At 59.0% G+C, this 11,107-nt stretch carries 11 protein-coding genes, 1 pseudogene and 1 riboswitch; of the genes and pseudogenes, 5 read left to right on the forward strand and 7 right to left on the reverse strand.

All coding sequences use genetic code 11. The features are described from left to right. Positions 1-501: TerD family protein (locus A2J02_RS03970; RefSeq protein WP_231911405.1), on the reverse strand; the 501-nt coding region annotated here is incomplete at its 3' end. 298 nt (positions 502-799) lie between these two features. Here A2J02_RS03970 and A2J02_RS27090 point away from each other — a divergent pair. Next, entirely contained in the window at positions 800-1,060 is a 261-nt protein-coding gene (locus A2J02_RS27090) for a helix-turn-helix domain-containing protein (RefSeq protein ID WP_082898556.1), read from the forward strand. Positions 1,061-1,225: 165 nt separating this feature from the next. Here the strand turns inward: A2J02_RS27090 and A2J02_RS03975 are convergent, their stop codons facing one another. The 3 genes from A2J02_RS03975 to A2J02_RS03985 all read right to left on the reverse strand — a co-directional run bounded on the left by A2J02_RS03975 (position 1,226) and on the right by A2J02_RS03985 (position 3,103). Then, a complete protein-coding gene (locus A2J02_RS03975; RefSeq protein WP_156516075.1) occupies positions 1,226-1,888 on the reverse strand; it encodes a hypothetical protein in 663 nt (220 codons plus the stop codon). 302 nt (positions 1,889-2,190) lie between these two features. Then, on the reverse strand, positions 2,191-2,556 hold the full coding sequence (locus tag A2J02_RS03980) for a DUF6188 family protein (protein WP_068047099.1): 366 nt from the start codon (positions 2,554-2,556) through the stop codon (positions 2,191-2,193). Positions 2,557-2,674: 118 nt separating this feature from the next. Then, the gene (locus A2J02_RS03985) at positions 2,675-3,103 is read right to left on the reverse strand and encodes a mandelate racemase/muconate lactonizing protein (RefSeq protein ID WP_068047100.1); all 429 of its coding nucleotides are present in this window, start codon (positions 3,101-3,103) and stop codon (positions 2,675-2,677) included. 28 nt (positions 3,104-3,131) lie between these two features. Then, a riboswitch (SAM riboswitch) is annotated at positions 3,132-3,250 on the reverse strand. A gap of 310 nt (positions 3,251-3,560) precedes the next feature. Between A2J02_RS03985 and A2J02_RS03990 the strand changes: the two genes are divergently transcribed. Continuing rightward, positions 3,561-4,346, forward strand: a complete 786-nt coding sequence (locus tag A2J02_RS03990; RefSeq protein ID WP_068047101.1) for a hypothetical protein — start codon at positions 3,561-3,563, stop codon at positions 4,344-4,346. After that, the gene (locus A2J02_RS03995; RefSeq protein WP_068047104.1) at positions 4,343-4,720 is read left to right on the forward strand and encodes a DUF6941 family protein; all 378 of its coding nucleotides are present in this window, start codon (positions 4,343-4,345) and stop codon (positions 4,718-4,720) included. Before A2J02_RS03990 ends, A2J02_RS03995 begins: the two co-directional genes overlap by 4 nt. Before the next feature lie 57 nt (positions 4,721-4,777). On the opposite strand, the gene A2J02_RS04000 is transcribed toward A2J02_RS03995, so the two are convergent. Next, a complete protein-coding gene (locus A2J02_RS04000) occupies positions 4,778-5,611 on the reverse strand; it encodes a LysR family transcriptional regulator (protein WP_068047107.1) in 834 nt (277 codons plus the stop codon). A 90-nt stretch (positions 5,612-5,701) separates the two neighbouring features. Between A2J02_RS04000 and A2J02_RS04005 the strand changes: the two genes are divergently transcribed. Then, positions 5,702-6,394 (forward strand): SDR family oxidoreductase, encoded by a 693-nt coding sequence (locus A2J02_RS04005; protein ID WP_231893671.1) that lies wholly within the window; start codon positions 5,702-5,704, stop codon positions 6,392-6,394. 68 nt (positions 6,395-6,462) lie between these two features. Beyond that, positions 6,463-6,723, forward strand: a pseudogene (locus A2J02_RS04010) (integrase core domain-containing protein); the annotation flags it as partial. Positions 6,724-6,910: 187 nt separating this feature from the next. Here the strand turns inward: A2J02_RS04010 and A2J02_RS04015 are convergent. Together A2J02_RS04015 and A2J02_RS04020 are read right to left on the reverse strand one after the other, a co-directional pair. Beyond that, a complete protein-coding gene (locus tag A2J02_RS04015) occupies positions 6,911-9,892 on the reverse strand; it encodes a restriction endonuclease (protein WP_068047110.1) in 2,982 nt (993 codons plus the stop codon). A 4-nt stretch (positions 9,893-9,896) separates the two neighbouring features. Next, positions 9,897-11,107, reverse strand: a 1,211-nt coding sequence (locus A2J02_RS04020; protein WP_231911406.1) for a DNA methyltransferase, incomplete at its 5' end; no start/stop codon positions are given.

Raw genomic sequence — 11,107 nt, forward strand, 5'->3', positions numbered from 1 at the left:
TGCACCGACGTCGCCAAACGTCTTGTCGCCGTCTATGGCTGCGGCGATGACGATGCGCGCGCATTCCTCGGGAACGAGCGTCAGGTCGATCCGGACACCCTGCTCACTGTCACCGTCGATCGACATCGAGACGGCACCGTCCGAGGTGGCCGGAGCGTTGTAGAACACGAAATCCTCGTCACTGGAGACCAACTCGTCGTCGCTGACCAGGAATGCGACGACGTCGACGCCTACCTGCTCGGACTCGTCGGCCCGCCACGAACTGTTCAAAGTCAGCATGGTGAGGCTTGGATCCAGATCGACGACACCACCACGTGGCACCAGCGGGGCGATTCGGGACCGCCGCGCCGGAAGCGGAGCAGGCACCTCGATTTTGAGCTCACGGTATATCGCCGCCGGTGTCAGCAACGTGAGATCCCGTTCTTTCACTTTCGGCATCCGGGGATCTCCATCGCCGCCGTCCAGAATCAGGATGTCGGTCACGCCAGCGCTGAGATTCACAGCCGGTGTCGCACCGAGTTGAATCAGGCGGGAACGCATCAACACAGAATCGGCGTGCACCCTGCTGCTTCGACGTACTGCGCTGGACATGCCAACCCCGAGCTGGTCGAGACTGCATGGACCCGTCCCCGGTACAGGCAATGTCGATTCAGTATCGCAATGAACTGACCACCGACACGGGCGATTCGACATTCGGAAAGGCCGTTATGCCTTCGTTCACAGGCATAACAGGGCTCAGTCCTATAAAAGAGGAGCGTATTGTCGCCTATGCATGTAGTCGCAAGCATAAGGAGCGAATATGGCCCATCCGCGACGACGAAGTCGGAGATATCCGAGTGAGGTGGCGGCCGCCTTCGTCGCACGTCGGCTTCAGTTACGCCTCACTCAAGCAGAGTTGGCATTGCTCGCCGACGTGGGTCGGTCGACGATCCAAGCTCTCGAAGGCGGCAAAGACTCGATCCAACTCGATGGTGCGATCGCCATCGCGAATGCGCTGGGCTGTGACCTTACTTTGCGGACTCGATCCGGAACGCCTGTGCCACCTCTGGATTCGCGTTGACCAAGCCTCAATGCCCGACCGGCCAGGCGGACTGCAACCCCGCGTGGCCGTAGAGCTCAGCAATGGAACCCAAATCGGTTCTCGGTAAAGGGTTCCGATCGTCTCGTACGCAACGATTTCAGGGTCTTGCGTACCGGAACTCGTTGATGACGTCGCACAGTCTGGTCAGGCGCGCTGCACACCCACGCCCGTCAGTCTCTCTGCTGCTGCATCGGTTCCGAGTTCGACTCGGGCGTCTGGGTTGTCGATATAGAACCGAATCCACTGTTCCAGCGCCACCGGGTGGACATCGAAGCGTCTGCAGTCGAGTTCGATGTACTTACCTTTCGGCATAATTTCGATTCTCCAGAGCAAGGTTGTGAAGCGCCGGTTCATCTTCGCCATTTCGTCGACCCTAACCAGAACCAACGGGTACGACTCCACAACCACAGCGGTGTCTCGGATATCCACCCACGGTACCTGGATGTCGAATGCCCAGCCGCGGTGGCGAATCCCGTCGTCCGAAAGCTCGAGGTAGCCGTTGCGAATGCTGCGCAACAGGATTGGAATCAGAAATGAGGCCATGGACAATCCCATTGCCGCAAGAACCCATCCCACCCCACCCGAGGTGAAGTCCATCGCGATCACGCAGATCGACAGAGAGCTGACTATAACGGCGAGCAAACTCAAGCCCAGCGGGTTGTAGCGCACAGTCGAGCCCTGCACCCAACGGCGGACGTCAGAGCCTGTCGTGATCGACGGGACGTTGGTCCACGCGAAAGCCATTGTGCCGATGCAGAACACAGAAAATCCAAGTGTCGACAGCGCAGAGGCGATCATTCCCTCCACGACACTCACCACTCACAAGTACAGAGCAATCAGCGCCGCAACCCCGAAGATCGCGCTTCGAGCGATCATCGACCCCGGCGATGCCACCCAGCGCCGCACTTCACTGGGCTGCACGTCAAAAAATCGCATCCCGCGCCCCTGTCGCCAGTTCACCGATTGTCAACCCCTTGCCGGCACTGCAGCATCACCATCACCGATGGCGTTGCCGACGCTGCCCCACAGCATCAGACGCAGCAGGGATCGCGCCGGTTCCATGGTCTTGGGCTGCTGTCAGGTCCAGTAGCACTCGCCAGATTGTTTTTTCAGTCCCACACCGTAAGCCCGCCGCCCGCCACACTGACTGCCTTGAAGCCCTCGGGCGCTGCAACTGTCCACGCTTCGAAATCAGGGTCGAAGGGAACTACCAAGCTTGCACGGTCGGCGAACTCCATCAGCAAGCCGCCATCATCGGATGCATACGCGTACACGACCAGTCTGCCGATAAGACGCTGGACAGTACTGTCTTCGGGTAGCAGCGTGTGCGGCACACCGCGAAACCCCCTAACCGCGGGCTCAGCGACTCGAAAATTCGACTCGATGCGAATTTCGCAATCACGATCTGTGTGCAACGCGAGGGAGAACCCGAACTCCAAAGACACAATCGTGTGCCGTACGAGAGGAAGCTCCACGCGTGTCCACCCTTCCGGAATCGGTCGACAGTCATTGCCGCTCCTGACTGTCAGACGCAACAGCGATCTCCGCGGTTCCATCGACAAGCCGACCCCGTCGAGGGCCTGGTGGATGGCTTCAGCGAGAGAGCGCCTGCAAGGTCGCCTCTCCCGCGCGATACCCCGCCTCGAACAGCCATGGCCATTCAGAGAAGTCCTCGGGATCGACCACCACCGTCTCGACACCGCCGTTTCCACGCCGCTTGGGCATGTTCTCGGGATGGGACGGGAACCGATCCTTCAGGTACGCGGGTTCGAGACTCTGCCGAAAGATCAGCCACGTCCGAGGCGTGAATCCCACTGCTTCAGCACGTTTCGCGAGGTCGATCCAGGCTTCTGCGTTCGCGTACCCGCCTTGGAGTACCAACCTCCGAGTCTCGAGCATCGGAAACACGCCGTACCAGATCGGCGGGAAACTCAGGAGCGTCTGGCACCAGGTACGACGGCGTTCGGGCGGAATGGGTTCCCACTTCGCCTGTGCTGCTTCGAGTTCACCACTACCGGACATTGTTCACCTCATCCTGGAGGTGCAACCCTCCATCGGCTTGCGCGCCTGCGATTGCGGGACGCGCCGGTTCTTCCCCTGGGGCACCCTGTCGATGGAGACGGGGTTGCCGGACAGCCGGCCAGGTACCGACAACTGCCACTCATGAACCTCTCCCGACCATAGCCGAGAGGTACGACACGCACCATCGGCCGAAAGCGGCAGCCACTGCACGCACCCCGTGCACCGAGGTCGCGCACTGGATTGTCATGACCGCTCCGGTGCAGGCCTCGGGCCGAGCTCCCGGAGGACGTCGAGGGCTCCGGTATCACGCTCGTCGTATCCATCGTTGCCGTCCGTCGCGGCCAGCATGAACGTGTCCGGAAGACCACCTGCGGTTCGGCTCGTTCCGTCGCAGTGCCCACATTTTTCCTATGCTGTGTTCGTGCCCTCCGACCGAACAGACAGCAACCTAGCTCGCGTGATTCCACTGTTCGGTCGCCGGGGCTCCCGTACCACCAACACCGAATTCGCCGACGACATCGAGCCGGCAGTCGAGTCCCCGGTCGAAGGACCGACACCACACGATATCGAGCTCACACCACCGACCGCCGAGGACGAGTTCGCAGCGCTGACCGCATCGAAGCCGATAGCGCAGCTTCGTTCGCTCCTCGACTGGCTCGGTACGTCACGACCGATCACCGGCACAGGTGTTCCCCGGCCCGGGTCGGTCAGCGAGCTGGCGAAGGCCGTCGGGGTGGATCTGGACGCGCGTGCGCGGAATTCACGATCCATGCGCGACATCCGCAACCTGATGACGCTGTGGGATGCGGCAACAGCGGCCGGATTGATCGAGTTGACATCCACCACGGCGATACGCGGTCCCTGGGCCGACGAGTTCGCCCACTCACTTCCCGGCTCGCTGGCCGCCCACCGGACGGCTCTCTCGCACGTCATCCGCCGGTACTTCCTCAGCGAGGACCCGCGCCGCCAGTCGCAAGCCCCCGATGTCGTTGCCGGACAGATAGTTCTCGCCGCGATGACGAGCACTCCACGGACGCGGCTTCCGGAAGTCGGTTCGGCCCACTCCGGAGATCTGTACGAACACATCATTGCGTTGATGCTCCGCGGCCTACTGGACCAATTCATCGCCGACGGGTGGCTGGTCTGCGACGGGACATACGAGGTGCCGGCACCCTTGCGCCCGACCGTCCTGGACGCCATGAAGTCACTTCGATACTACGAAACGGGTGACCTCAACCGATGATCATCACCGGATTGTTCTTCGCCGAGTACGCGCGAGCCTCCAACGACATGCTCGACATCCTCGGCGGCGTCTGGGATACCTGCACGGTTCCTCGCGACACCCGCATGCTCGAATGCCGGCTGGTCGCACTGTTGCAGACGGGACCCGATGACATCGGTAAGGACTTTCCCGCGACTCTCGAAGTGCTCGACGCGAACGGCGAACACATCGTGAATCAGCGGGGGCTGCAAATTCCCGGTGCCGGCTTCACCGGCGAGAACCGATTCTGGTTCCTGCCGATGCAGATGGTGTTCCGCGACGAAGGACGGCACAACTTCATCCTCAGCGCCGGCGGGGCCACAGCGAGCGTCGGGCTTCGCATTGCCTTCGGCTGAGGCCTCGCTCAGTACGACGGCGGTTGGCGATTCGGCACCGCCGACGGGTTCAGTTCGTCATTGGAAAGATGCACCGACAGCCGACGTGACCAAGGCCGATACCGCCGGCGACCGGACTCCGGCCGGCCACGCGATAACCGTCGTAATCATCGGCGCATCGGCCACAGGAACGGCCACGTGGTCGGGCCACTGCCACGCGCGACTCGACGCTGGGATCACCAGCAGCGCCTGACCCAGCGCGACCAGTTGGGCGATCTGCGATTGAGCGCGCACCTCAGGCCCGGGCCCCTCCGAATAGGTCCCGTCGAGCTGCGGCCATCGGGCCATCGGTAGGTCCGGCACATCGCGGATATCATCCATGGCCACTTCACTTTTGGAGGCCAAGGGGTGATCACGCGGAACGATCGCGACCTGCCCCTCGGTGAGGAGGTCCTCGAAGTCGAACCCGACGAGGTCGTCGACGGGGCGATGCATCAACGCCACGTCGGCGTCACCGCGGCGGAGATATTCGGCCTGCTCACCGACTTCGCACAACACGATGTCCACCTTCGTGGGGTGCGCGTCGAGCACGCGTCGTAAAAGCTCATGGGACGCACCGGCTTTGGTCACCAATTTGATGACGTTCCCAGCGCTTCGCGCTCGCTGCACTGCCGCAGCGACGGCGTCGAGCGCCGTTACAGCGTCCCTCAGGAGCACTTCACCGGCAGCAGTGAGAGCGACTCCGCGACGATTCCTATCCAGGAGGGTGACGCCGAGTCGGCGCTCCATCCTGCTGATTGCCCGCGAGAGTGGTGGCTGCGCGATCCCCAATCGCTGCGCGGCGCGTCCGAAGTGCAGTTCCTCGGCCACGGCAACGAAGTACCGGAGTTCGCGCGTTTCGAGATCGTCCACGCCGACAGCCTAGTTGTGATACCCGTTGAGTATCACTGGTTGGTCGATCGGTATTGGACGCACCTGCGCCAGACGCCGACCATGGACTGCATGACAACGAAGACCGCGCTGGTCACCGGCGCCAACAAAGGGATCGGCTTTGCCATCGCGCACGGACTCGGACTGCAGGGAATCAGAGTGGGAGTCGGGGCCCGCAACGATGGACGACGACAGGACGCGGTCGACAAGCTTCGTGCTGCGGGCATCGACGCGTTCGGAGTCCCCCTCGATGTCACGTCGGATCACAGCGTTGCCGCTGCGGCCGACTCGATCCATGACCTCGACATACTGGTGAACAATGCAGGCATTTCCGGCGGCGAACAGCAGAATCCGACGACGCTCGATATCGACGTACTGCGGACTACCCTCGATACCAACGTATTCGGGGTCATCAGAGTGACGAACGCACTACTCCCGGCACTTCTTCGATCTACTTCGCCACGCATCGTCAACGTCTCGAGCAATATGGGCTCGCTCGCGCTGCAGACCGGCCCGATCATGGCGGCATATGCTCCTTCCAAGACCATGGTGAACGCGATGACCGTGCAGTACGCACGGCAGCTCGCGGACACTGCGGTGATCGTGAATGCATGCTGCCCGGGCTATGTGGCAACGGATTTCACCGGATTCGCCTCCACACGCACGCCGGAGGAGGGTGCGCGCATCGCTCTACAGCTTGCCAGTCTGCCCGACGATGGACCGCGAGGCGGATTCTTCGACGACGCCGGATCGGTGGCCTGGTGAGACTCTGGGTGCCGATCTGATCACCGCCGGCGGTGTCGAGGGAGAACCTGCAACAGTTCTGCCGCGGCCGTGTAGGTATCTCCTACATCCCGCCGGAAACGCCGTGGAACAACGGACACATCGAGTCCTTCCACAATCACCTACGGAAGGAGTGCCTGAACCGCAATCACTGGACGAGCCTGCTCAGGGCGAGGGTTGTGATCGAGGACTTCAAAGAGAACCACAACCATCGACACCGGCACTCATCCCTGGACTGCCGCACGCCGGCCGAGTACGCTGCCCAATGCACCCACAACCGCCAACCGGTCGAGGGCTGCGAGATCGACTGACATCCATTACACCGTGGCGCTACAACGCGGTGGTCCGAATATCGGGGGGGGCTGCCACGCCCGTCTGTCTGGCTGTCTGTCCAACGAACTCACTTTCACAGAACGGGCATGCCCTACCCCGATCGACCGCCAAAATCGAGAATTGAAGTCGAACGGGCAATCTTTACATGGCCTCGTATTCTGCGCATCACAAGTTCCAGTTGCCAGGGACGCTAACTGCGAAGGCCGGGATCGTCTCGGAGCCAATACCAAGCTGTTTGAAGTGCTCGGTTGCAGCGTTAATCTTGGCGTTCTCGGTTGGACGACGTTTCGAGTCATCAAGCGTGCTTTTCGTTTCGCGGATCATGTAGATCCGATCGGAGCCGTCGGCGTCTTGCTTAATGATCGCCCAATCGGGGTTGTAAGGCCCAACGGGCGTTTCGATCTTGAACTTCTCCGGCAGCTTCATAAAGAACTTGACATCCTCACGAGAGTCGAGCTTTTCGGCGAACAATCGCTCGGGTGCCGCGGCACCATCGGAGTCGATCTGGATGTAATCAAAATCGGTCTTACCGTCATCGAACGAACTCGTTTTATAGGCACGATCGATGAACAGGTCGCGCGCTTCGGCACCGTCGGCCTGCAGTTCCCGCAACTCATAAACATAGCCGCCGACCTTTTCGTACTGAATTCCGTCTTGGACCGATGCTGCCACTACGTTCAACAGATTGCGCTTAACCATCGCGATGAAATCGTTTGGATTCCCGATAAACTCTCCCAATTTGCCCGAACGAATCAGCACATCGACCAACGTCGTACGAGTCAAAGACGTCGCTCCTTGCAGTTCGCTGATGATGTCCGGGAGCTGGTAAGCACCTGTCAGGTTCGCCGACCGGGTGGCAGTCTCATCCGTCCTCGTACCACCGCGTACGATCTTGAGCCCGGCCCGGGTTACCTGGACTCGTAGAGGCAGAATGGGCTGTTCCGCCTTAATCTTGTTGACCGCATTGTCAATGACCTGCTCGCGGTCTAGGGACACCCGGTAGGTGGTGCGTTGCGAGATAATGCGCCAGAATTCCTCGAACCAAGGCGAGGAGTAAATTTCTTTATTCAGCTTGCGAGCCACCCGCTTCCGCTGTGTTTTGACCAGCCGCTCGATTCGGCAGTTTAGCATCACTTGAATAATTTGGTTTTGCGGCCAAAAGAAGTCCGGGGCAGGCCCAAGACCAAAGCCAAGAGTCTCCGGACGGAAATTCGCGGTGACCTTGCCCTCCTTGTCCAAGAAGCTGCGCTCGACAAGCTCGTTCCAGATCAGCTTCGAGCCAGTGAAGCCGAGGCGTCTTTCCTCGCCCAATTCCTCATCGAGAGTGGGGATCTTAGCGAATTCACCAACCCGAACGAGCCCGATACTCACGCCAGAATCGCGGTATTCCTTCTGCAAGCTGTCTGCGAATTCACGATAAGACTCGTTGGCTACGACTGTAAGCTGGGCTATGCCGCGATCGGCCACGCGTTCACCTGTCTGGTTAACGGGCAACCGCAGTCCACGACCGATCGTCTGGCGCCGCTCCGCCGATTCGCCCATTTCCCTTAAAGCGCAGATCTGGAAGATGTTCGGATTATCCCAGCCTTCACGCAATGCGGAGTGACTGAAGACGAACCGCACTGGTTCAGCCTCGTCCAGGAGCTGCGCTTTGTTGCGCATGATCAGCTCGTAGGCATCGTCATCGCCGGCCGTAACCCCGCTAGTGTCTTTGAAAGTGTCCTTCTGCCCCTTTCTGCCCTTGAGGATAGAAAAGTAGGCGCGCCGGTAGTTGACTGGGTCACCGGGGAGCAGCGCTGCCCATTTCGGGCTCTTAGCGCGCTCTTCGCGCAGCAATTCATCAAACCACTTCACGAAATCGCCATTAGCGGTGACGTTGTCGTAGCCCTCACCGAGGAAACTGGCAACCTTATCAACGAAGAAGAGGCTAAGTACTTTGATGCCGTGCGAGCGAAGCATTGTTTCCTTGCGTAAATGCTCGCGAATTGTCTCGCGGATCATTTCTCGGTATACCGAGTCGTTTGAGCCCCCGATCGCTTCCCCTGCCTGTAACCAACCGTGAGGAAACAGCTCGACCGATTCGGGCTCGATGCTGAGCTCATTGAGACGCCACCCGTCGTATGCTGAGTTTCGCGTGACAACGGCGAGCTCTTGCCCGTTCTTGACGCTGAGGGTTTTCCGTTCAATCGAGCCGTCCGACTTTTTGCGAACCGCGAGCTCCATCCGAGCGACGAAGCTCGTGTCGTTCCGCACCGACACGAGCTTTACGTAAGGCGTTGCATCGGCACCTTGTTGCAAAGCTTCTGCTACAACGATCTGTTTGACCAAGCCCAGGTCGTGCGCATCGACCGGGTCGAGCCTGAAAACGACATTTCTCGTCTTGCGATGGGTTGCCGAGTAGCGCAGTGTGCAAAGCGGATATAGCTCCATCACTGCCGACTGGCTAAGCAGCGACTCCATGTTCTGCGGCTCGTCCATGATGACAACCGGGCGCGTGGCTTTCAGATAGTCAATCGGGCGGAGACCACTAAGCCTGTCACGGACCTGGTGGATGATTCGCGAATTTTTATCGCCGCGCAGAGCGTGAATGCTCATCACCATGATCTGTACGCTGGTGCTAGTGGCAAAGGACTGGACTTCTTCTGCGGTATTACCGCTGTAGACGGTCGCATCGAACGGCTCCGCATAGAGCTCCTGAAAGTGCTTGGCCATCAATTTGATGCTCGTGGTCACGCCCTCCTTGATGGGAGTGCTCGGCACCAAGATGACGAATTTCCGGAAGTTATACTTCTGCGCGAGCTCAAAAATCGTTCGCAGATAAACGTAGGTTTTCCCTGTACCGGTCTCCATTTCAATATCGAAGTCGAGCTCGTTACTCGACAGTTCTGCCGCAACCTCAAGACCGTTTCGGTCTTGGACGGCCTGTAGGTTCTGAAGCAACGCTTCTTCGTCAAGTAACAGGTTGTTGCCGACTGCACCCACCTCGGCCGCCATGTCGAACGACTGTTGTCCGTCGGACACCGACAGGATACCCTGGAGCTTTGCCTCCAAGGCATCAGCGTCAGCAGGCTGCCCCTCGAACAGGTCAACCACCGATGCGATGGCTTCCTGTTGAAACGGCTGCCTGGAATCGAACTTAAACTCCATCACTTTAGGCCGTCCACAGTTCCACATTGCGCGACTTAGCTTCCTGCGCAAGGTTGGCCTTCAGCTCATCATCACCCTTGAAGGCATCCTCCAGAATGACAAATTTTACCAAGTCGGGGCTGTCAAGTACTTCACGCAGCTGTTGCAAAGTCGGCTTAGCATGCTCATCGAGGTAGGCCAGCACCAGGCCGCCACCTACCGACTTGAGCCGAAGCCCGCTGATATCGGCGTCGCCGACCTCCTCCGTTAACGAGTACCCCTGCTTCAGCAGGAGCTCGACAAGGAGAGACTCCGGTGTAGCGTTGTCGTCTGCGCTATCGCGAAGATCGAGCAGGTGCTGTTCCAGCACATTGGTCTCAACGTCGCTCTCTGCGCGCCACTTCGTGAAGTTCGTGTCCGCGAGCGTGTATGCCCTAAAGCCGGTGTCGAGTGACTGCGTAGTAATCGGGCTTGTTGCCAAAATTTTCTCACCAGCAAGTTTGATGCGTTTGCGCGAGATATCCGCCACTGTCGCAACACCTGCCTTGAGCGCCTCCGAATGTTCCGAGACTGGCTCCGGTAGTTGCACCATAATGAAACGTCTGTTGCCCTCGTCTTCAGCGTTCAACTGCATAACTGCGTGCGCGGTGGTGGAGCTGCCCGCGAAGAAGTCCAACACCATCATGTCTTTGTCGGGCTGCATTCCAAGGATGCGACGCAGCATCGAAAGCGGCTTCTTACCGTTCTTAAACTCAACACCGCCTTCTTTAGTCAGATTCTTAGTTTCACTGGCGTAGTCCCAATAGGTTCCACGCATTTCTTTTTTAAAAAGAACGCCATCACGTTCTTCGGCAACATCTCGAAGCCACGCGAAGAGCCGAAAGTTTTCACCTTTATAGAATTGCTCGTACACGAGCCCTTTATTTCTCCCTGAACGGGGAACGTATTCAATTGAATACAGATCAGATTCAATCCCGCCATTCTCCGCAACAAACGACATTACTCGCGGCCGAATACTACTTTGAGGCATAGCAGTCTGAAAGATCTTCGCTGCGTATATGTTGTAAACTTCCGCTTCCTCCAGTCCTTCGACCCGCTGCACTTCGGCAATTGAGCGTATCAAGAAGTTTCTTCGCTCGAATATTTTGATATCATTGCCATCTCCATCCACCGTGGCACCAATAGCAACTTTCTCACCGGGATCCACCAAAACGCTGGTATATTTCCAGCTCTTTC

The organism is Rhodococcus sp. EPR-147, from assembly GCF_001647185.1.
In the GTDB taxonomy this organism is placed as follows: Bacteria; Actinomycetota; Actinomycetes; order Mycobacteriales; family Mycobacteriaceae; genus Rhodococcoides.

Coding starts and splice junctions, on each gene's coding strand:
- A2J02_RS04015 (WP_068047110.1), bottom strand. CDS start 9,892: ATGGAGTTTAAGTTCGATTCCAGGCAGCCGTTTCAACAGGAAGCCATC.
- A2J02_RS27090 (WP_082898556.1), top strand. CDS start 800: ATGGCCCATCCGCGACGACGAAGTCGGAGATATCCGAGTGAGGTGGCG.
- A2J02_RS03995 (WP_068047104.1), top strand. CDS start 4,343: ATGATCATCACCGGATTGTTCTTCGCCGAGTACGCGCGAGCCTCCAAC.
- A2J02_RS03985 (WP_068047100.1), bottom strand. CDS start 3,103: ATGTCCGGTAGTGGTGAACTCGAAGCAGCACAGGCGAAGTGGGAACCC.
- A2J02_RS04005 (WP_231893671.1), top strand. CDS start 5,702: ATGACAACGAAGACCGCGCTGGTCACCGGCGCCAACAAAGGGATCGGC.